The sequence below is a fragment of the Paenibacillus sp. OK060 genome (assembly GCF_900101205.1).
Lineage (GTDB): Bacteria > Bacillota > Bacilli > Paenibacillales > Paenibacillaceae > Paenibacillus > Paenibacillus marchantiae.
Genome location: NZ_FNFR01000004.1, coordinates 688,195 through 710,221 on the forward strand (window position 1 = coordinate 688,195; position 22,027 = coordinate 710,221).

The following is a 22,027-nucleotide window of genomic DNA, read 5'->3' on the forward strand; positions in this document are numbered from 1 at the left end:
CCCCCTTTTTTTTAAAGCGAAGTTTGCTTCGCAGGAATATAAATTTCCATCTCCCCGTAATGATCCTGTGCGAGGCTGCCGTCGATCCTTTCAAAATAATACGAGTCACTCTTCGAATATCCTGAATGGCTCTGCCAGTACTCGTCTATAAACGTCCAGACACTGTCCAGATGATCAATGTTGATTAGACTGGGATGGAAATCACAGACGTATTTGAATACGGCATACTGGTTGGCCGGAACCTCGATCTGATCCAACTCTGCGGGTGCATTGTCGAGGCATGTCACTTGCACGGAAGGCAGATAGGTACTGTAGTCATCATTAATCTCGTTGGTGAACCCAATATATACATTAGGATGCATCGTATCGGGTATGGTGTGGAAATGATTTTCAAAAAAGCTATTGCCTTTTGCGTTGGATTCATAATGTTCCTCGTTATCGATATACCGTATCTGTGAACGTTCACCAACCAGCATCATGGCTGGTTTCCGTACATACGTAGGTTTGAAAATATAACCATACGGAAGCGTCGTAATCATAGACGAAGTCAAGCGTGCGGTAAGCTGGAGATCGCCAGTTCCTTGTTTGCGGTATTGCAGAGGCGTGATACCAAAGGCCTGTTTGAATGCGCGTATGTAGGACTGTTCATGCTCGAAAGAATAATGACCGCTAATATCGATGATCTTCCAGTTTTGATCGACCAACTGATCCAGACTGCGGGCCAGTTTGCGTGAGCGAATATATTCTCCGGGCAGTTGCCCGCTCATATGTTTGAACATCCGATGGAGATGGAATTTGGATATGTGAGCGGTTGATGCTAGATGATCTAGCGTTAATTTTTCATGGATATGATCCTCTATGTAGTTAAATAACTTATCAAAGGTATGTAGCTGATCGTGTTGCATATGAATCTCCCTTATCAATTCAAGTAGTTAGAGCAAGAAATGTTCATTTTTTCCTTATATCCGATGATATCATAACCAAGTACTTAATTTAATGACAAGATTGGAGAAAGCATCCATGTTTGCTGAAAAAAGAACTTATACCACACGAGGTATGATAACTCGTTTATGGACATTAACGGGCAGATATCGGATGTTCATCGTCCTTTTGCTCTTCGCCGCCTTTGCAATCTCATTGATAGAAGTGGGTTATATGGAATCCATACGAAGGCTGGTCAAAGGTGCCACGGAATCTCAATTTTCCCTGATCTACTCGGGGCTCGTGATTGGTGTTTCCATTGTTGCGTTAAGAGTCATCGTTACCGCAATCATGACGTGGATAGAAACCCTCTTTCAACAAAAGACGCTCTTGTCTTTACAGATGCTGCTGCTGTCCTCGCTGGGAAGCACTGCTTCACGTGAACTCACTCGTTATCATACAGGTGATTTGACTGCGAGAGTCTGGACATCTGCTAAAGAAGCGCAAAATGGGTTGAACCAGCATGGTATTGAGCTAGCAAAAAATATCATCCAACTCATTCTCGCGTTTGCATACTTTAGTTGGGTGAATCTGCCGTTGTCTTTGGCGATCATTGTATTCACTTTGGTCTATCCTGTTGTCACAATGCGTCTGGGCAGCCGCCTGCAAAGACGACATGATCAATTGAATTCAGATGCTGCGGCAAGGGATGCATTGCTAACTGAAGTGATTCAGGCTCCTGTGGAGATCCGAAGTTACGGACTGAAGGGTTACATATATGAACGTTACGAGGAACGTATGAATCAGGTATTCAGACAAACAATGTCTGTATCGGTCTTGCAGCGTCTTTCGGAAGCGGCTGGGCGAGTGTCAACTTATGGCGGGATGATTTTGATTTTGTATCTCGGTGGGATTCAGGTGTTAAATGGACATATGGATGTGGGAGGATTGGCAGCTTTTCTGGTTGCCAGCAGTCAGTTAACTCGTCCGATTGAGGCCATGTCCAGTCTCTGGAATGGTTTTATCGGATCAGCTTCTCATGCGGCGAGAATTTTTGAAGTGATGGATTTGGATAAAAAGAAAACCCTGACAAATGAGATGAAGCGGTCCTTGAAGAATACGGAGTCTGGTTCAATGAACGGGGATACATATGAGAACTTAGAAAAAACTGCTGCTGATCGCGAAGGACAGCTCCCGATGGCAGGTCTGCATATACAGCATGTGTACTTCAGCTACGCGGAGAAAGCAATGCTATTCGATGCCACCTTTACGGCTGAGATGGGAAAGCTCACTGTCATCACTGGACCAAGCGGATGTGGGAAATCCACGTTGCTAAAATGTATAGCTGATGTACATATGCCTGTGAGTGGATCGGTACAATTTATACCTGAACACAGTTCAGGCATGAATGACTATAGTCAGGTCTACGTACCACAGCAAGTTTTTATTTTCACAGGTACAGTGGAAGAAAACATCGCCTTTGGTCAAGAGTTGCTCTTGCCGGAACAAATAGTAGGCGCTGCATGTCTTGCTCAGGTGCATGATGCGATTATGCGTCAAACATCGGGATACCGCACGGTTCTAGAGCCTCAAGGAAGTTCGATGTCTGGCGGTGAACTTCAGCGAATCAGTATCGCAAGAGCAATTCTTAGGGAGCCAGATGTCATGTTGATGGATGAGCCCACATCTTCACAAGACCCCATAAATGAACAACGATTAAATGCCATGTTTACCAAACTTACTGAGGAGAAAAAAACGACGATTATTGCAGTTACACACCGAGTACCTCTCCTCGAAAAGGCAGATCGGGTGGTCTATATGAGGGAAGGCCGCGTTGTGGATACGGGATCACATCATGAATTGTTGGATCGCCCGAATGGGTATCGTAGCTATATTGAGGAGCAGGTCCTGGAAGTGGAGGAACGCCATGAGTAACATACATGTGGAAACGGAACGTGTGGATGAAAAGGTCCAAGTCAATGAACATAGGGTATCGGCAACTCTGGCGAATGTATGGCCTGTTATTTTTCGCTTCATGAAGCCTTATGGACTTGCTGTTGCTGTCTTGCTTGTTTTTATAGCAGCAGATGCCGTCTTTGATTGGGGACTTGCCTTTGTCCAGGGATTCTTCGTAGATTCCATTAATCAAGGAGGGCAGGAGCAACTTAACAAAACAGCGATTCTCGTCATAGGCCTCCTGACAGGTTTTATCGTTTTACTGGCGATGCATCGATACGTTCTTGTGTGGCTAAAAGAATCTCTATACAGGGATATGTCGATGAATCTGCTGACGCTGTTAAACCGAATGCCGTATGTGTGGGTGCGAAGGCAAAAGTCTGGAGATATCATGCTCCGTATTAAAGAGGACACCAAACATGGCGCAGAAGTCGTGGAGGCGATTGCGGAGGGTGTAACGGTTGTCTTTATTATTGTATTGTCACTTGGATATTTGTACCGAGCAGATCCATGGGTCGCTGTAGTTGCATTGGTGAGTGCGGCAGCGATTTGGTTGACGGCCAGACTATATGATCAGCGAATTGTACGTCTGTCTGATGAAGTAGAAGGGAAAGAAGGGGAGTCTCAGCAGCAAATTCAACAGTATGTTGAGGGGATACCATCGGTTCAAGCCTATAACGCATCCAACTGGTTTCTGTCTCGTTTTCGATCACAACAAGAATCACTCAATCGGAGTCAGGCGAAATTGCAAATGACTTTGAGCCTGTCAGATAACGTATCTATGGCCGTATTCGGTCTTGCCCAGTTGGCTGCTTTGTTCCTTATCGCTATGTCAGCGGCTAGAGACAGTTTGTCACCAGGTACGGTTGTAGCCAGCAGTCTGCTATTTGAGCTGGTCGTGTGGCCTGTACTTGGGCTGTCCAGTCAGTGGAGCCAAATGCAGGCGAGTGTAGGGGCATTTGGACGAATCTCGACATGGCTGAAGTTGGGGGAAGCAAATGGTGATATTAAGCTGAATGAACAGTGGAATATACAACAATCCGATGATCTTGCAGAACCTATCCTTCGACTTGAACAGGTTAGCGTAATCAATGAAATCAGTGGTCGTGTCGTCCTCGATGAGTTTACGTTGAATGTGAGGCAGGGGGAGATGGTAGCTGTGGTTGGCACCAGTGGTTCGGGCAAGTCGAGCTTGTGCCAAGTCTGTGCAGGGCTGATTGAACCCAAAGGCGGGAGAGTATTACTTCATAATAAACCGGTTGCTCAATATATCGGAATGGATGACCTATCCATTCTGACGTATATGCCGCAGGTACCGAACTTTTTTTCAGGCACAATCGACGAGAATATTCGCCTAACTGCAGAAGCTGCTTTACCGGGGGTAAGACTTGCGGCAGAGCGAGCGGTATTGCATGAATTTATTGAAACGCAGGAGGGGCAATATTATGCTCCTTTACAGGAGAAAGGCTCCAATTTGTCCGGAGGGCAACAGCAGCGGCTCGCGCTGGCTAGAATGTTCATGCGGTCATCAGATCTGTATATTCTGGATGAACCGACGGCATCGCTGGATATCCAGACGGAGCAAAAAGTAACGAGTAATCTGCTAAGTTTCATGGAAGGAAAAACTGCACTAATTGTTACTCATCGTATGGAAGTCGCTCGTCAGTGTTCCCGCATCATTGTGATGGAAGAAGGTCGACTTATCGAGGATGGAATACATGAGCAGTTGATGGAGAAGAGAGGATTGTACTATCGTATGAATATGCGGGAGAACTTTTGAGGATTGTGGGGTGCTGTAAATGAATGAACCTACATTGAAGAAAGGGATGGATACGCTAGAGTTTCTGAGTCTGGATCGTGAAGCACGTCGTTGTATGAAGAGCGGCAAAAGTATTTGCACGATGAAGCCTCAATGATTGAATGGGCTAGGGAAAAGGGATTAGTGGAAGGTGAAAAAAGAAAGGCTTTTGAAATAGCTAAAAATATGCTTTCATTCGGCATTGAAGTTTCTATCATTGTCAAAACGAGTGGTCTAACTGAATCTGAAGTTGAGGCGCTAAAAGATTAGCAAATGTGTTTTAAATCTAAACAATTGTCTTGTCCCCAAAAGGGCAGGCGGTTGTTTTTTAATTTGTCCTAAAATGTTCACTCACACCTGATTCTACTTGCATTCTTTCCGGATCACTCAGGATATACCGCTGTTACACATTTGCCAAAGATCGTTTTACAGTAAAACGCGGTTGCTCATTCGGGTCTGGGCCGTTAAACTAAAGGGAGCGGCGTTTGCTTGACGGACAAGTCATGAGAACGCCATTTTGTTGTCAAGGATGCGGTATATGCCGCTTTCGGATGTCAGAATCGGATCGGACCAAGCTGGTGGAAGAACACCGGTGATAAGTAAGGAGTCTTTACATGAGTGTGCAAACACCTACATTAGAAGAAGCGCAGGGTCTCCTGCAAAAATATTATGGCTACCCCGACTTCCGTGAGGGACAGAAAAAGATCGTAGCCAGCCTGCTTGAACGTGAAGATACGCTGGGTATTATGCCAACCGGGGGCGGGAAATCGATCTGTTATCAGATCCCCGCTTTGTTATATTCGGGATTGACGCTTGTCGTCTCCCCATTGATCTCATTAATGAAGGACCAGGTTGATGCCCTGACCACGGCTGGTATTGCAGCCGCCTATATTAATAGTACGCTCAGCGGCAAAGAAGTGAATGATCGCATCCGCGCGGCGCAGCGCGGTGAGCTGAAGCTGCTCTATGTCGCGCCTGAGCGACTGGAGCTGGATTGGTTCCGCGAGGAGATGGGCTATTTGCCGATCTCGTGCGTTGCTGTGGATGAGGCCCACTGTGTGTCGCAGTGGGGGCATGATTTTCGGACAAGCTACCTGGCGGTAGCGCCGTTTGTGGACAGTTTGCCGGAGCGGCCTGTGGTTGCGGCCTTTACGGCTACAGCGACGCCCGAAGTCATGGGAGATATTCTGCGGCTGCTGCGTTTGCAGGACCCGCAGACGTATGTGACCGGACTTGGGCGAGATAATCTGGCGTTTAGCGTGCTGCGCGGCGAGAGCAAAAAGGACTTTGTCCTGAATTACGCGCGCGAGCATGCCAGCGAGCCGGGGATTGTGTACGCCGCTACCCGTAAGGACGTGGACGATCTGCATCAGCGTTTGCTGCAGGCGGGATTGCCAGCAGGACGCTACCATGCCGGGATGACGGACGATGAACGGTCCCAGAGCCAGGAAGCTTTTTTATACGATGATATCCGGGTGATGGTGGCGACAAATGCGTTCGGGATGGGGATTGATAAATCCAACGTACGTTACGTTATTCATAACAGCATGCCGAAGAACATGGAGGCATATGTGCAGGAAGCCGGGCGTGCGGGACGGGACGGAGAGCCGAGCCAGTGCATTTTGTTATTCGGAGCACAGGACATTATCACCCAGAAGTTCTTGATCGAGCAGAACCCGATGGAGGGCGACCGCAAACAAAACGATTACCGGAAGCTGCAACAGATGGTGGATTACTGTTATACGACGCGTTGTCTGCGCAGTGCACAGCTGGATTATTTCGGTGAGGTGCATGAGGACAAGCCATGCGGCATTTGCAGTTCATGTACGGACGACCGCGAGCTTGTGGATATGACGATTGATGCGCAGAAAATATTCAGCTGCATTCACCGCATGCGTGAACGGTATGGTGTATCGTTGGTTGCTTCGGTGCTCAAAGGTTCCCGTGCCAAAAAAGTGCTCGATTACGGATTCAACTCCCTGCCAACCTACGGCGTGATGGGTAATCGTACGGAACGTGAGATCGCGGAAATCATCAACGTTATGGTGTCCGAAGGGTACCTGATGCTCTCCGAGGGGCAGTATCCAGTTGTTCGTTTGCAACCACTGGCAGTGGAAGTGCTGAAAGGTCAACGTGAAGTGATGCAGCGGGTGGTCCGCAAGACGGCGGCGACGGCTTCGGGTACAAACTACGGTGGACGTCGCGGACGCGATGCAATGCCATCTGCGGTTAACGAGACGGTATTTGAGCAGCTGCGTCTGATCCGCCGTGATCTGGCGGCGAAAGAGCATGTGCCGTCGTACATTATTTTCAATGATGCGACCTTGCGCGAGATGAGCGTGGTATGTCCAAGGACAGAACGTGACATGCTGGATATTAAAGGGGTCGGTGAGGTCAAGTACCGTAAGTACGGGCTGCCGTTCCTGGAGTTTTTCCAGAAGCAAACGGGCGAAGACGTGGATACGGATGATGATGCTTTTTATGAATACGAGTGAGATGTTGGATGAAGATTCTTACGTTTTGAAATGAAAAATATAGTCTGGTGGTCCAGACAAAGGTTGTGAACCATGAAAGTTATTCTCTCTACATTAAATGCAAAGTACATCCATACCTCTTTGGCCTTGCGGTGTCTGAAGGCGTACAGTGAGAAGGATTTTGATATTGAGCTGGCCGAGTATACGATTAAGGACCCGGTCATGAATATCGTGTCCGATCTGTATCAGCGCGGTGCTGACATGATCGGGTTCTCGTGTTACATCTGGAACATTGAAGAGACAATCAAGGTCATTGATATTTTGAAAAAGGTTATGCCAGAGGTGAAAATTCTGCTCGGCGGGCCGGAAGTGTCCTACGACACGGAATATTGGATGAACCGCATCCCCAATGTCGATTTCATCGTGATGGGTGAAGGGGAAGAGACGCTGCATCAGCTTTTGACGGAGCTGGAGGGGGACAAGAAGTTCCACTTCGTCTATGGACTGGCGTATCGCAAAGGGGAAGAAGTCATTCTCATGCCGGGACGGCCAAAAGCGGATCTGAACGATTTGCCGTCACCGCACCGTTTTGAAGAGGATATCCCGGAGCTCGGGAAACGGGTTGTATATTTTGAAACCAGTCGGGGCTGTCCGTTCAGTTGTCAGTTCTGTCTGTCCAGTATCGAGGTCGGCGTGCGGTATTACGATATTGAGCGGACAAAGTCGGACATTCTGTACCTGATTGAGAAGGGTGCGAAGCTAATCAAGTTTGTGGACCGGACATTTAACATCAAGCGGGATTATGCGCTCGAAATGTTCAAATTCCTGATCGAGAATCATCAGGGGACGGTGTTCCAGTTTGAAATTACGGCTGATATTATGCGTCCCGAGGTACTGGACTATCTGGCAGAGAATGCGCCGCCAGGCACATTCCGGTTCGAGATTGGGGTTCAGTCCACGAATGATCCAACGAATGAACTGGTGAAACGCCGCCAGAACTTCTCGAAGCTGAGTCGTACCGTGAACAAGGTGAAAGCCAGCGGCAAAATCGACCAGCATCTGGATCTCATCGCCGGACTGCCGGAGGAAGATTACAATACGTTCAGGAAGACGTTTAACGATGTTTTTGCTCTGGGGCCGGAAGAGCTTCAGCTCGGATTTCTTAAAATGCTGCGTGGTACCGGTTTGCGTCTGGATGCGCAGAAGTACAACTACACGTATATGGATCACGCGCCGTATGAGATTCTGGGCAGTGACGTACTGCCGTTCAGCGATATCGTGCGCTTGAAGCGGCTGGAGGATGTGCTGGAGAAATACTGGAACGCACACCGGCTGGATCATACGCTCAAGTATCTGATGGAGCAGGAGTTCGATTCGCCGTTTGACTTCTTCCAAGCGTTCGGCGATTACTGGGAGGGTCAGGGTTGGCAGAAGATCGGTCACCAACTGGAGGATCTGTTCACCCGTCTGCACAGTTTCCTGGAGTCGCGCAACACGCCGCATATGGATATCGTGCTTGGCCTGATGAAGCTCGATTATTTCCTTGGTCACAAGTACAAACCACGCAAAATCTGGTGGGAAGATCCGCTCCAGAAAGACCAGTGGGCGGGGTATATGAAAACGTTGGCTGAACGTCCGGAAGACGTTCGCCTGCCGCGCGTTGCCGGTGCCGCAGGCACGGCATGGCTGGAAAGCAGCGGCACGAGTGCGATTGCCGCTGCGGGAAGTTCGGCTGCTGCCGGAGAAGACTCTGCCGCAGATGCGGCTGGTGTGATCGGCAGCGATGGCGCAGCGTCGCTCCCAACGGGCGACGCAACAGGGTCCGCCGCGGATGGAGCGGCGGACGGGGTGGACGGCAACGCTTCGCGTGCGTTGCCGATGACCTCAGCCATGACCGCACAGACGGTCATGGGTGCCCGTGCTTTCGCCGACCTCGGTCTCGGCGAAAAGGAACTGCAGAAGCACACCGTATTGGATGTGCTTCCGTTCCGGCTTGAGCGAGTGCTTGCTGGCGCCAGCCCGCTTGCCGCGAAAGGCCGGACGCTGCTGGTCGTGGTGTACCAGCAGCATGAAGGGCAGCAGGCGCAGTATTACACGCTGCCGCTGGGAGAAGAAGCCGCTGCTATGTAGGTGCAGTGGCATTGGGGAGCTGCATGGCCGATGGCTGCATGCAGTGGGGGAAGCACCATGGCTTTGCCGTTCTGGTGCTACAACGTTGAGCACCGCGGTTATGGCCGCGGTGCAATCCCGTGAGGTGCTGCCCAATTGGGAGCAGCACCTCATACTTACGCGGCTTGCCACTGCACAAGCCGCGCTCCGCTTCACCTTTTCATCAAAACATATATGTTTCCGAAAGCATCGGAAGGTCGTCTGATTCCCTAGTGGATGAAGAAGGGCCTTCCTTTTTGTTTTTCCGAATCTGAGTCCAAAACATAACCTATCTAAATGAAGGAGAGTTTCCTATGAATAAATATGCTACAGCTGAAAAGGCGATTACCATAACTAAAGGTTCCGCTGAGTTACTGCACATTCATATCCCATATAACCTTGCATATATTGAACGGATTCGTCGAATTAAGGGCAGAACGTGGGAAGCCAAACAAAAAGTTTGGATCATCCCCTCCACCATAGCTGCTCTTCAAGAGTTCATGAATCAATTTGATCCTGATGACGTTCTGATTACCCCAGAGTTGTGGGTTGAAAATGAGAATTTACAGCAGTGGAAAGCTAGTAAGGCAAACCATCCATGGAGCAAAGATCCGTTACAGAAGGCATTAAAGTTACGAGGATACAGCCGCAAAACGATTAAAGCATATTGTAATCAGGTCGAACGTTTTCTGAGTAGCTGCCAACTTGAAAGTACAGCCGTGACTACTTCTGTAGTTCAGACGTACTGTTTAAATTTGCTTGAGCGAGGGATCTCTCATTCCAGTGTGAACCAGGCAATTAGCACAATTCGCTTCTACTGCCAGCACATACTCCATCATCCTACAGATATCCAGTATATTCGTCCCAAGAAGCAGACCAAGCTGCCACAAGTGTTGTCTGAAAAAGAAGTTGCTAAATTGCTCACATCCGTAACTAATCTCAAGCATAAAACGATTCTTTTTCTCACGTATTCATCTGGTCTTCGTGTAGGTGAAGTCGTTCGTCTTCGATGCAGCGATTTGGATATTGAGCGTCAGACCCTTATTGTAAGGCAGGGAAAAGGTCAGAAGGATCGGAGAACAATCCTATCGAGCCTAGCGTGGGATATGGTGCAGAAATACATCACTGAATATAGACCAACTCGTTGGCTCTTTCCAGGGCAATCTTCTGATCGGCATCTTACGGAGCGGAGTGTTCAGAAGGTTTTTGAAGAAGCCAGACAACGCGCAGGCATTGATAAAAAGGTTAGTATTCATGTCTTGAGGCACTCTTTTGCTACTCATTTGTTGGAAAACGGAACAGACCTGCGCTATATTCAGGAACTACTTGGTCACACGAGTGCACGAACAACACAGCGATATACCCATGTTAGTACGAAAAATATTCAGCGTATTCAGAGCCCATTGGATCGTTTGGATTTGGGAGATTGAGTGCTTAGTAAATCTCCCTTTTTCACCAAATTCTTCTTCGCAAATACTACACCATAGGTTATCATATACGTAGTTCACATATCATGCAGGGTGTGTGGTATTTACGAAGTACATAAATTAGATGTTATAGGAAATCAGCGACAATTCAAGTAAACAAAATATTTATTATTGAAGGAGCTTGTATATGATCTCTACCTACGTTCGACGCATTCAAGAAGTTTACCCAAATTTACATATTCAAGATGTTAAACAAAATGAGATCGGACAGAATAATAACGTATTTATTCTTAATGAATCTCTCGTTTTTAGGTTTCCTAAGTATAAGGAAGGATTAGAGAAATTAAAGCGAGAAACCGAGATGTTAGAAACTATTAGTAAGACTGTAACATTGCAGATTCCCTATCCAGCTTATAAATCCATTGATAAGATGGAGGTAGGTAAGGCTTTCATGGGCTATGAGCTGATTGAAGGTGCTCCTTTTTGGAAGGAAGAATTATTAACCATCAAAAGCCAAGACCTAATGGTTACAATTGCCTCACAACTTGTTACTTTTCTTATTGAACTCCATTCTATGGACATACCGAAAGCAGTTGTTATTCAAAAACAACATGAAAGTGTACATAGAATTATAGAAAATCTGTTTATTAGAATAAGAGAGAAACTCTTTCCATTTATGCGTGTAGATGCGCAAGAAAAAGTAGTAGATAACTTTAATACATTTTTAAATAATACTCATAATCAGAATTTAGAGAAAACCTATATTCATGGAGACTTTGGAGCAGGCAATATCATATGGAATCGAAAAGAAAACAGAATTGCAGGAGTTATTGACTTCGGAGGCTCAGGACTTGGGGATCCAGCATATGATTTCGCAGGAATTCTCTCCAGTTACGGAGAAGAGTTTTTTGAAATATGCACTAATCTGTATCCGGGTGGAAAACAAATTTCAGAACGAGTTCACTTTTATAGAAGCACCTTTGCTTTACAGGAAGCTTTACATGGGATAGATCATAATGACCAAGAAGCTTTTGAGAATGGAATTAAAGAATTTAAATAGTTCAAAGAGGGCTGACATCCTATAACATAATATCTACGCTGCGGGCCGTTCGGCCCTTGGTTCGCGAGAAGTGGAAAGCGGAGAAGTTGAATCAGCGAACAACCCTGAGAGGCTAAGTCCGTCAGACCCGGTCGCTGGTGCTCCCTTAAGCCTCTCGAGTTCGTAGATACAGGAACGTTAGATGAAATTCATGCAAAGAAGAGGATGAATGGATGATTGCTTACGATTGGACCAACATTGAGAAAGTAAAGTGTCACAAAGAAGTTGTTTGGAAGGATTTACAACATGGAGATGAAATTGAAAAGCGAGAATATTTAAGTGTGACTTTGAAATCGAGTGGAATCAAACAATTAACAGTTATTATGATGAATCCATCAAATGCAGATTCAGAAGAATCAGATGCAACCATAAATAAAATAGTAAAGCACTTTAATAAAAATGATAACAAGTTATATAGGGATATAAAAACAATAAATATAGTGAATTTATTTTCTATTTGTAGTTCAAAATCTAAAGAACTCAACGAAAAACTTGAAAAAATTATTTTAAATAATGTAATAGAAGTGTCAGATATAATTTTTAGTAATAGAAGCATGATAGAAACAAAGATTTCAGATAGTGAATTTATAGTTTTAGCTTGGGGAGATTGCCCAATTGATTTTTATGCAACAACTTACTTTAGAGAAATAGAATATGTAATGAATTTTTTGAAGAAATTTGAGAAGAAAAAAACATTTATTTTTCATGTAGAGAACAAGAGAGCTAAAGCTCGAGGAGTAGCATACGACAATGAACTGACAAGCTTAAAAAATCCTGTTCATCCTTCTAATGGTGAGATCAAAAGTATGATAAAAATAAAGATTGACGCCTTAAATAGAATAATCCCTTATAAACATATAAGGATATGAACATCATCTAACATAATATTCACGCTGCGGACATTCGTCCTTGGTCTGGCATTCGCCAGACACCCGACAGTCGTCGAGTCGTGAATACAGGAACGTTAAGCGAAATGCTAGGAGGTTTACTATGAGGGAATTACTTGAACCTAATGCTTTTATTCTTTATATTATCATTTGTTCATATAAAGAAGATTCATTTGTGAAGATTGGTCGAACAAGGAATATCTACAATAGAATTAAAAATATTCAAACGGGATGTCCACATGAAATAAGTAATGTATTTGTTATAACATCAGAGTTTGATTATGAAGAAGAAATTATAGGACTCGAAGGTGTTATACATAAACTGATTGATAAATATCAAATGAAAGGGGAATGGTATCTAGCAACAGAGGACTTCTTTCAGATTTTCAATAAGTTACTGAAACGAATAAACAATTGTGATCTTAGTGATTACGTTTTTGAGGATCAAGAATTATTTTCATTAGATGAAGTAGAGATATTGTTTCATAGCCATAACTACATTATCGTTGAATTGATTATGCCTATAAAACCAAATCAAATAGTAAAAGGCAGGAAAATGCGAGATTCAATAGAGATGTATACAAGCATTAAGAATTTGAAATTAAGTATGTAAGTTATACTGTCCGCACTCCGCTTAACACCATATTCACGCTGCGGACATTCGTCCTTGGTCCGGCGTTCGCAGGACACCCGAGATGCGTCGAGTCGTGAATACAGGAACGTTATATGAAAGACATGTAACTAATCATTTAAGGAGTTTTTTTGATGATGATAAGAAATATAGAAAGCATAGAACCGTTTATTGGTAACTTTACTATCCGTCAAATAGAATGGCTTTCGAATTTTCACTTCTATATTACTCAAGACAAGTATTTTGAGAACATATCAATACTAGATATAACTTTTTTAATTAAGGAGAGTTCAAAAACATATGAGTTAGTTATAAGATTTTCTAATATTGAAAGTCTTAAGCTTGAATCTGGAGGGGCACTAACTCAAATAAGTGGATTTAATATTAGAGATTTAAAGGATCATGGATATCACCCAATGAAATATTTAATTGAGGACTACGAGAACGGAATTATTAACTTCTATTGTAATGATATTGAATTTGTAAGTCTTAAAGAAAGTGAGAACATAACAATTTAGAGTACATAAAGAAATTTTGATTGTTGATCGAAGTGGACATGCCCATCATATAACATAGTATCTACGCTGCGGGCACTTCGGCCCTTGGTTCGCAAGAAGAGATAAGCGAAGAAGATGTATCAGCTCACAACCCTGCGAGGGTAAGTACGTCGGACCCAGTCGCGTACGCTCCTTTAAGCCTCTCGGGTTCGTAGATACAAAGACGTTATCTGAAATTCCCTAAGAGCTTTAAAACATAATGACACTTTTTGGAGGTTAATTGATGGGAGCATGGGGAACTGGAATTTTTGAGAACGATGATGTATTAGATTGGAAGGCAGATTTACTTGATTCTGATGACATCGAATTAATTGAAGAGACGATTGAAGAAGTATTAGAAGAAGAATATATTGACTCAGATTTAGCTTCAAATGCTCTAGGCGCAATTGAGATCCTTGCAGCATTACAAGGTAGTCCTGGGAAAGAGATATTGAATAATCAAAGTAATACAGAAGATCTATATGACTGGATCGATACACATAGAGGTATAGGAAAAAAACTCATTTCAAAAGCTAAACGAGCAGTTAAGAAAATTAAGAAAGATTCAGAACTAAAAGAGCTATGGGAAGAATCAGAAGAATATCCGATCTGGTTAAATACAATAAATGACTTAGAAAATCGATTGTAAAGAAATTGATAGCTTTTCGAGAAGAGGGAACTTCACATAACAAAATATTCAAGCAGCGTCTCCGATGGAGCCTTGGTCTGCGGGAAGGATTTCGAAGAGGCACTTCGGAAGACAACCCCTTCGGGGTTCGTGAATACAGGAAGGTTATCGGAAATCAATGCAAACAATATTAAGATAAGAGAGAATTGAGGAGGAACAAGCGATGGAGGAAAATTCAATAAAAATAGATTATAGTGAATATTTTTGGCAGGATAATAAAGTCAGATTACGTGCGATACATCCAGAAGATTGGAAAGGGGATTATGTTAGTAATTTTGATACTCCTGCACGTCGTCTTCTAGAATGTTCGACAGAATTGCCACCTACTATTGCGGGTTCAAAGAAATTTGCGGAAGAAAATGCTGATTTTTCATCAACAAATGGAAGAATTATGTTTACCCTTGAGACCTTAAAAGGGGAAAGCATAGGAGGTATCAATCTTAATAGTATTGATGAAAGAAATGGTACGTTCAGTATCGGCATAGTAATTGATAAAGAATATCGTGGTATGGGATATGGAACAAGAGCGATGAAAATTCTGTTAAGGTACGCATTCCTGGAAAGAAGGCTTAATAAATTCAATGATTATGTTCTTGAGGGAAATGAAGCATCTGCAAAGATGATGGAGAACCTCGGATGTATTCAGGAAGGTAGACGGCGACAGGTAGTCTATATCAACGGGAAATTTATGGACTTCATTTTGTATGGATTAACGAAAGACGAATTTATTGAAAAGCATAGAGAAGAGTTAAACCTCTAGCTCTGATTTAAGAGTTACAAAGGTGAATTAATCGAGGAAGGCATTAACATCCGATAACAATATATTCACGCAGCGGCTCCTTACGGAGCCTTGGTCTGCTGGATGGATTTCGGAGTGGTATTTCCAGCAGACATATCCGACTTTGTCGGACGTCGTGAATACAAGAACGTTAAATGAAAGGTTGGAAAAACAAGTAATTCAATAAAATTAAAGAAATAGAGGATGAATTCTGTGGCAATCTGTATTAAATACAAATTATATAGAATGGATGATAACAAAGCAGTATATGCGTATGGGGATTGTTCAGAAAACTTTGAGGGATTATTTGAACTGGATTTAGAAAAATTAATATCAGGCGAGATTTCAAGTGATACGGATATGAGGGAAATAGTGAAAGTAATTAAACCATGCATGCATAAGTGATATAGGTTACCAGCATAAAGCAAACAGGGCATTTAGTAAAATCTATAAACACTATATAGAGACAAGAACTTATTTATTAGAAGGCGGTTATTATGCATAGATTTTACTGATTAACACAATGAATAAATACAAAGTTGTGGAAGTAGTTCAAGATGCCCGATCCATCATATAACACACTATCTACGCTGCGGGCTCTGCCCTTGGTTCGCAAGATGGAGTAGTCAGAGAAGTGAATCAGCTCACAACCCTACGAGGCTAAGTCCGTTGGACCTGGCGCGTGCGCGCCTTAAACCTCTCGGGTTCGTAGATACACAAACGTTATACGACAGAATCAAAAACAATAGAAAAGAGGATCATATGATCCTTTAAATGTTAGAGTTTTGCAATTCACTAAAGAGTTGTAAAGCGTCTTTGAAACCTTGTAAGTAGATACTTCTTTCTAAGATGGATTGATCGGGCAAAGCATCACGAAGTGTTTTAAAGTATTGATCTGTCTCCGCAGAAAGCTGATTGTATTCCGTATGACATTCCAGAAGCTCCGCAGCAAGCTAGAAATCCTACATCGACAATTTAGCAACCTTCATTGAACGGAAAACACGCCTGTACACCGTGATTCAAATCTATCGATGGAGATTGCCTTTGGTGTAGCCGCTGCTCAGTATCTTGCTGTAGCTTTTCAAACTGCTACAACAGACCGTGACAAGGAATTTGTCTGCTACGCGAACTTGGAGGAAACGCACGACGTACAGATCTATTTTGCCGACCCTTTCTCTTCCTGGCAACGAGGTTCAAATTAGGATGCAAACGGCTTACTTTGTGAGTTTTTTCCCAAGGGCACAGACTTTACTCAAATATTAGATGCAGCATTGGATCGTTCGCTTCATTTAATCAACCATCGCCCTCGGAAATGTCTGGGCTGGAAAACCGCCCACGAATCTTTCACAGAGGAACTGTCGCACTTGGTTTGACAATCTATCACATAAAAACGGTGGGTGAAATTAATGCAAATAAGATAAAGATGGATAAAATTTACAATTAAATCCGGTTCGAGGAAACAAAAAAACTGGTGGCGTATGCAGGATCTGTAAGTATCAAAAACCCGACATAAATTGCGGGTTTTTGATACTTTATTGTTGGGAGATGAAAGGCGCTACCCAGTAAATTCCTGAACCCATGTGTTGTTATAATAAGCAATACCGATATGAGTATAACTATTATTCAGTATATTTGCTTTGTGGCCAGGGCTATTCATCCACTCCTTCATAACTTGAGTAGGGGTGGTTTGCCCTTTTGCGATGTTTTCTCCAGCGGTATTATATGTGATCCCGAATTCCTTCATCATATCGAAGGGGGATCCATGTGTTGGCGAATTATGATCAAAGTAACTGTTGTTGTACATGTCCTGTGCCTTGACCATAGCCACATTTGACAATTCTTCATTCCTACTCAAGGAACTTAATCCTGTTTTGGCCCTTTCTTGATTGACTAGATCCAGAACCTGCTGCTCAAAATCGGTTTTATCCGTAGTATTTTTTTTACCTTCCTGTACTTGTCCTGTTGGCTCCTTATTTTCAGGATTTCCTGCAGGTGCCTGGTTTACTGGATTTCCATCCGGTGTTCGAACCAGATCCAACAAATCCAATGGAATTCCATTTTGGGCTTCTTTTGTTGTAATAGATCTCTCTTGCCAAGATGTAGCGGTTGATGATGCCTGTGTGAGGACAGAGTTTGGTGCAGCAGCATGATCATGAATTGGAATTTGTTTTTGCTCAGGAGTCACTTGTTTTTGCATCATATTGTTATGGGACGAACAGCCTGCCACCAATAATAATATTATTAAAACGAAAAACTTTGCCATTTGCCGACCTCCTAGATCCGTTAGTTAATGAAGTTCCCGGATTTATGTTTTCCTGTATGCCATTTACTTATCCAGTACTTTTTTATGATCGATACCATTTAGATAGCCTTGTCTTTTTTTGTGTCTCGAGGAAAGCGTGTTGCGAATGGTTATGGATAAAGAAGGCCATATCGGGTCATAAATGCATCACGGGATGAATGTTATCTAGTTCAATGGGATTCCTGATGATTGGAGTATTTCGATGGATAATTGGGAGAATCTATTTCAAACTAATAGACAATTTTATAGAATATAAACCATATGCTGCATCATATAAAACAAACTGAAAGCAAATATTTGATCATTCGATGAAGTCAGCAACTGCGTTTAACACAGTATTCAAGCTGTAGGGCTATCGTCCCTTGATTGACAGATGTATAATGATGGAAGAAATATCAGTCAACAAACGCCCCAGCCTAAGATAAGAGCTATCTAAGGCCGGGGCGTTTCGTGAATACAAGAAAGTTATGAGAAATCATCTTAAATAAATTACAAGATAGGAACTGTATAATGCTACTCATTATATACAGTTATGGCTAAGTGCTTGAAATATCGTTTTAACTAATCTTATGAGGTGGTTATTATGCAAATAAGAAAAGCAACGATTAATGATGCAGAAGGCATTGCAAAAGTTCATGTGGATAGTTGGAGAACAACTTACAAAGGTATTATTCCAGATGAATTCTTATATAATCTATCATATAAAAAAAGAACTGAATTATGGATCAAAAATATTGAAAGAGAAGATAATTTTGTAGTTATAGCAGAAAACCCAGAAGGAGAAATTATTGGATTTGCAGATTCTTGGAAGAGAGAAACAAATATAGTAGCCAATTCTAGTGATTTAACATCTATATACATACTTAAGGAATATCACGGAAGAGGTTTAGGGAAAGAATTACTTAAACAACTGTTTCTACAATTTAAATTTTTAGGCTATCAAAAGATATTTGTTGAAGTTCTAGAAGATAATAAGACACGATATTTCTATGAACATTATGGAGCTAAATTATGTAAATCAATTCAAATAATAATCGGAGGAAAAGTTCTAAATGAATTAATTTATGAATGGGATAACATTGATGAGGTTTTAGCGAAATTCAGTAGAACGGAAGCGGACCCAGGCGACAACCACTGAGAGGCAAGTCCTGACGGACCCAGTCGCTACGCTCCTTTAAGCCTCTCGGATTCGTGAATACAGCAACGTTATCTGAAATCAGGACAAATATGTAATATCAAAATCTAGGAGTGTGATTCGACTTGGAGATCTCAAATTTAAAAGATCTTATTGAAAAATATCTGAGCGCATATAACACGTTTAACATTGACGGAATGATAGGAGTTTTGAATGAAAATATTCATTTTCGAAACATTTCTAAAGGTGAAGTGAATTCGGAAACAAAGGGGATTCAGGAATTTCGCACATTAGCAGAGCAGTCAATTCAGGTATTTTCTCAAAGGCGTCAAGTAATAAAGAACATTATTTTCGCAGGAGATAAAGCAGAGGTTGACATTGATTATGAGGGGATATTGTCCAGTGATCTCCCTAATGGAATGAAGGCAGGAGAAACATTAAAACTTCAAGGGAAATCAATATTTCAAATGAAAGATAAGAAGTTAATACTGATTGAAGATCATAGTTGAAACATTATGAAAGTTATTCATAGATTACCCTGAAATCAGATAACAATATATTCACGGATCGAGCATACGCCCTCGGTCCTGCAGAAGTATTTCAGGGAAGCAGAGGTTGCCGGACACACTTGGCATTCGCCAAGCGTCATGAATACACAACGTTAGTCGAAAGAAGTTCTTATTTTAGGAGGAGTCTATATGATATTAGAAAAAGTTATAAATAGAATTGTAATACAAAATGAATATAAGGATTTTGTTGATAAGTATGTAGATCTTATACTTAGCGAATTTAAAGGTAAGATTCATAGCATTTATATGTGTGGCTCGATTCCCAAAGGAACGGCTAAACCTTTTAAGTCAGATGCAGACTTTACTATTGTATGTGTAAATCCCAAAGATGTTGATTACGAAAGATTGTCAAATATTAAAGACAGGCTTTTGGAAAAATATCCAGTGTTAACTAAGATTGATACGACCATTTGTTCGATTGACGATGTATTAAGTAAACCAAATGAGTGGGGTTTTTGGGTTAAGATCATTTGTGTTTGTATATATGGTGATGACGTTGGTGAAAAAGTACCCCCGATAGTTATTTCTCCTGAGTTCATATTAGACTTAAATACAGAGACCAAGGAGGAAGTAGATCGTATACATCGTTTACTTTCTAGTGCTAGTGATAACACAATGAAAACTAGATATATTAAAGGTTACTCTAAGAGATTAATTCGTGCATTATACTCTTTGGTTTTAGAAGAAACAGGCGTATGGCAAGATGACTTTATTAAGATGAAGAATGCCATATTAGACTATTGTGATATTGACTCCGCTTTAGTTGATTATCTGTATGCTTGTTACTTGGATAGTAATGTACTTGTTGAAGAGTTTCTGGGAATTGCAGATGAAGTATATAGCTATTTTGAGAACGCCTTAAATGCAATGGCTGCTTCCAAAACTTCTGTCGACTAACAAAATATTGACGATTCGGGTCACTCTGAGAAGCGAATGACCACATCTAGCCCTCTAAGCCCGTCGGGACGTCACTGCATTAGTGTTCGGCAAGCCTCACAACTATAAGCAGCGACTCTAAGGGGCCAGGACGTCGTCAATACAAAACGTTAAGTGAAATTCCGGAGATCTAGTTCCAATTGAGTATGAATGTATTAGGAGGGAAGGATGATGAATAATGGTATGGCATCATGGCAAGAACTGAAAATAGATTATGAAATTAATCAAATATCTCCCAATATATCAACTAGACTAGAAGATATTGAACGTGTCCCTACGGGGCTTGGAATAAAAATACTCACTATCCTTATTGAATGGGCTTGCCAGCCACAAAATACCCACCCAATTGAAATAGCGAGGAAAAAGATTAAAACAATTCCTTCTGATTGGCTAATAGAACATCTTCCTAATGTAGCTAAAACAGCAATTTGTCTTGACGATGAATGGGAGTATCGTAGGTTGTTAGAGCTACTTTCAGAGGCAATTCCAAAATTACTAGATTGGGGAATTGAATTAGGAATTAATTCTAAAAATGAAGAAATTAAAGAGGCAGCAAATGACTATAAAGAAAAATAACAGTTTGTAGAGTGCAATGAAATGATTCAAACAAGGTTTGAAATGGTGGCCACAGAATGGACCTAAAGACGTACCTGGCAGAGCATTTCCCAAACCTGACCTTAGAACCGCCTCTTTTCTATAATTGGGATGTTGCAATACGATTCGAACTTGGCATTCCTCTGATGTTTGGAATAAATAAGGAGCATTACATGGAACGAGTTTACCATCGATCGCTTGAATTATTTAAGGCTCTTCATGATCAAGAAGAAAGAGCCGATTAGAATCGCGATATATGTTAAAATTACAGAAAGTAGAACTAACTCAATAACAGGAGGTAGAACACATGAAGTGGCAAGAAGTTAGAGAACTGTTCCCTGACCAGTTTGTTTTGGTTTCTATCATTCATTATCATGAGGAAGACAACAAAAAAATAGTAGATGAAGTTGCACCAATTCGTACCGTATCCGAACAAGATGCGAATAAAGAGTTTTTTCAAGTAGAGCCTGGTAACATCGTGTATCATACTTCGAATCAAGACTTTGTGATCAACCTCCGCAGAGATCCATTAATGTAATTATAGATACAGGCTCTTCACATACGATTATTAGTCCTGATGTACTAGAGGAAATCGGTGTGACCTATGAAACCGGAGATTCAATATATGAAGCATACGGGATTGGAGGAATTATTCCTTTCTACACCAAAGTCATGGACAGGATTGAAATAGGAACAAACAGCATTCAGAATATAGAAATAGATGTAGGCATATTGCCTAAAGAACATCAAGGGCTTCTCGGATTGGATATTCTGAAACAACAAAATTTTATTATTGATCTGAAAACATTAGAATTACATAATTGAAAATAAAATTTTATCAATGAACGAGTCCTATTTATAATGAGTATCAGATAAAAAGATACATATACAAGTGAAGTTCACCTAACAATTTTTGTTAGGTTTTTTGTTCTAGAGCCTGTCCGCTTTTCAACAGTTGAATTAAGTTCTTTTGGAGATATGGCTGATGTTAAAGCAAACAGGGATGTCAGCATGAAAGAAGGCTTCTACAATCATTCGCATCCCATTCAACCTTGTATATATTCATCGTATTCACCAGATTACAGTCAGACAGTGGGAACCTAAATTGAATGTATGGATCATCCCCTAAACCATCTCTGCTGTCCGAT

Annotated in this window: 21 protein-coding genes and 2 pseudogenes; 20 read left to right on the top strand and 3 right to left on the bottom strand. The window is 42.1% G+C overall.

What is annotated here, in order from left to right:
• Positions 1 to 11 precede the first annotated feature (11 nt).
• Complete coding sequence (locus tag BLS14_RS18330; protein WP_063568328.1) at positions 12 to 905, bottom strand: AraC family transcriptional regulator; 894 nt, start codon at positions 903 to 905, stop codon at positions 12 to 14.
• Positions 906 to 996: 91 nt separating this feature from the next.
• Between BLS14_RS18330 and BLS14_RS18335 the strand changes: the two genes are divergently transcribed.
• From BLS14_RS18335 to BLS14_RS32655, 14 genes and pseudogenes are all read left to right on the top strand, one after another.
• Positions 997 to 2,856: an ABC transporter ATP-binding protein gene (locus tag BLS14_RS18335; protein ID WP_090953259.1), complete on the top strand. Its 1,860-nt coding sequence runs from the start codon at positions 997 to 999 to the stop codon at positions 2,854 to 2,856.
• On the top strand, positions 2,849 to 4,657 hold the full coding sequence (locus BLS14_RS18340; RefSeq protein ID WP_176854598.1) for an ABC transporter ATP-binding protein: 1,809 nt from the start codon (positions 2,849 to 2,851) through the stop codon (positions 4,655 to 4,657). The genes BLS14_RS18335 and BLS14_RS18340 overlap by 8 nt, the downstream gene beginning before the upstream one ends.
• A 19-nt stretch (positions 4,658 to 4,676) precedes the next feature.
• Positions 4,677 to 4,945, top strand: a pseudogene (locus tag BLS14_RS18345) (Rpn family recombination-promoting nuclease/putative transposase); the annotation flags it as partial.
• A 344-nt stretch (positions 4,946 to 5,289) separates the two neighbouring features.
• On the top strand, positions 5,290 to 7,170 hold the full coding sequence (recQ, locus tag BLS14_RS18350) for a DNA helicase RecQ (protein ID WP_072734229.1): 1,881 nt from the start codon (positions 5,290 to 5,292) through the stop codon (positions 7,168 to 7,170).
• A gap of 72 nt (positions 7,171 to 7,242) precedes the next feature.
• Complete coding sequence (locus BLS14_RS18355; RefSeq protein ID WP_090953263.1) at positions 7,243 to 9,279, top strand: B12-binding domain-containing radical SAM protein; 2,037 nt, start codon at positions 7,243 to 7,245, stop codon at positions 9,277 to 9,279.
• A complete protein-coding gene (locus BLS14_RS33195) occupies positions 9,280 to 9,402 on the top strand; it encodes a hypothetical protein (protein WP_256336561.1) in 123 nt (40 codons plus the stop codon). It begins immediately after the preceding gene.
• A 209-nt stretch (positions 9,403 to 9,611) separates the two neighbouring features.
• Positions 9,612 to 10,727 carry a site-specific tyrosine recombinase/integron integrase gene (gene xerA / locus BLS14_RS18360; RefSeq protein ID WP_305367635.1) on the top strand — a complete coding sequence of 372 codons (1,116 nt, stop codon included), beginning with the start codon at positions 9,612 to 9,614 and terminating at the stop codon, positions 10,725 to 10,727.
• Positions 10,728 to 10,911: 184 nt separating this feature from the next.
• Complete coding sequence (locus BLS14_RS18365; protein ID WP_090953265.1) at positions 10,912 to 11,784, top strand: phosphotransferase family protein; 873 nt, start codon at positions 10,912 to 10,914, stop codon at positions 11,782 to 11,784.
• Positions 11,785 to 11,996: 212 nt separating this feature from the next.
• On the top strand, positions 11,997 to 12,692 hold the full coding sequence (locus BLS14_RS18370) for a DUF1643 domain-containing protein (RefSeq protein WP_090953267.1): 696 nt from the start codon (positions 11,997 to 11,999) through the stop codon (positions 12,690 to 12,692).
• 121 nt (positions 12,693 to 12,813) lie between these two features.
• Positions 12,814 to 13,323: a GIY-YIG nuclease family protein gene (locus BLS14_RS18375; RefSeq protein WP_090953269.1), complete on the top strand. Its 510-nt coding sequence runs from the start codon at positions 12,814 to 12,816 to the stop codon at positions 13,321 to 13,323.
• 152 nt (positions 13,324 to 13,475) lie between these two features.
• A complete protein-coding gene (locus BLS14_RS18380) occupies positions 13,476 to 13,859 on the top strand; it encodes a hypothetical protein (protein WP_072734200.1) in 384 nt (127 codons plus the stop codon).
• Positions 13,860 to 14,121: 262 nt separating this feature from the next.
• Positions 14,122 to 14,526 carry a DUF4259 domain-containing protein gene (locus BLS14_RS18385; RefSeq protein WP_090953271.1) on the top strand — a complete coding sequence of 135 codons (405 nt, stop codon included), beginning with the start codon at positions 14,122 to 14,124 and terminating at the stop codon, positions 14,524 to 14,526.
• A gap of 202 nt (positions 14,527 to 14,728) precedes the next feature.
• Positions 14,729 to 15,325 carry a GNAT family N-acetyltransferase gene (locus tag BLS14_RS18390; RefSeq protein ID WP_090953272.1) on the top strand — a complete coding sequence of 199 codons (597 nt, stop codon included), beginning with the start codon at positions 14,729 to 14,731 and terminating at the stop codon, positions 15,323 to 15,325.
• Between the two features lie 222 nt (positions 15,326 to 15,547).
• A complete protein-coding gene (locus tag BLS14_RS32655; protein WP_176854600.1) occupies positions 15,548 to 15,748 on the top strand; it encodes a hypothetical protein in 201 nt (66 codons plus the stop codon).
• Between the two features lie 365 nt (positions 15,749 to 16,113).
• Here BLS14_RS32655 and BLS14_RS33590 read toward each other — a convergent pair.
• A pseudogene (locus BLS14_RS33590) lies at positions 16,114 to 16,296 on the bottom strand (hypothetical protein); the annotation flags it as partial.
• Between the two features lie 602 nt (positions 16,297 to 16,898).
• Positions 16,899 to 17,606, bottom strand: coding sequence for a CAP domain-containing protein (locus tag BLS14_RS18410; RefSeq protein WP_090953276.1), 708 nt, complete (start codon positions 17,604 to 17,606; stop codon positions 16,899 to 16,901).
• A 622-nt stretch (positions 17,607 to 18,228) separates the two neighbouring features.
• Between BLS14_RS18410 and BLS14_RS18415 the strand changes: the two genes are divergently transcribed.
• The 6 genes from BLS14_RS18415 to BLS14_RS18445 all read left to right on the top strand — a co-directional run bounded on the left by BLS14_RS18415 (position 18,229) and on the right by BLS14_RS18445 (position 21,704).
• A complete protein-coding gene (locus BLS14_RS18415) occupies positions 18,229 to 18,783 on the top strand; it encodes a GNAT family N-acetyltransferase (protein WP_090953279.1) in 555 nt (184 codons plus the stop codon).
• A 122-nt stretch (positions 18,784 to 18,905) separates the two neighbouring features.
• Positions 18,906 to 19,289 carry a nuclear transport factor 2 family protein gene (locus BLS14_RS18420; protein WP_256336562.1) on the top strand — a complete coding sequence of 128 codons (384 nt, stop codon included), beginning with the start codon at positions 18,906 to 18,908 and terminating at the stop codon, positions 19,287 to 19,289.
• Positions 19,290 to 19,478: 189 nt separating this feature from the next.
• Positions 19,479 to 20,246: a nucleotidyltransferase domain-containing protein gene (locus BLS14_RS18425; RefSeq protein WP_090953281.1), complete on the top strand. Its 768-nt coding sequence runs from the start codon at positions 19,479 to 19,481 to the stop codon at positions 20,244 to 20,246.
• A gap of 210 nt (positions 20,247 to 20,456) precedes the next feature.
• A complete protein-coding gene (locus BLS14_RS18430) occupies positions 20,457 to 20,861 on the top strand; it encodes a hypothetical protein (RefSeq protein WP_090953283.1) in 405 nt (134 codons plus the stop codon).
• Positions 20,862 to 21,186: 325 nt separating this feature from the next.
• Positions 21,187 to 21,417 (top strand): hypothetical protein, encoded by a 231-nt coding sequence (locus BLS14_RS18440; protein WP_063563999.1) that lies wholly within the window; start codon positions 21,187 to 21,189, stop codon positions 21,415 to 21,417.
• Between the two features lie 29 nt (positions 21,418 to 21,446).
• Complete coding sequence (locus BLS14_RS18445; RefSeq protein ID WP_256336576.1) at positions 21,447 to 21,704, top strand: retropepsin-like aspartic protease; 258 nt, start codon at positions 21,447 to 21,449, stop codon at positions 21,702 to 21,704.
• Positions 21,705 to 22,027: the final 323 nt, after the last annotated feature.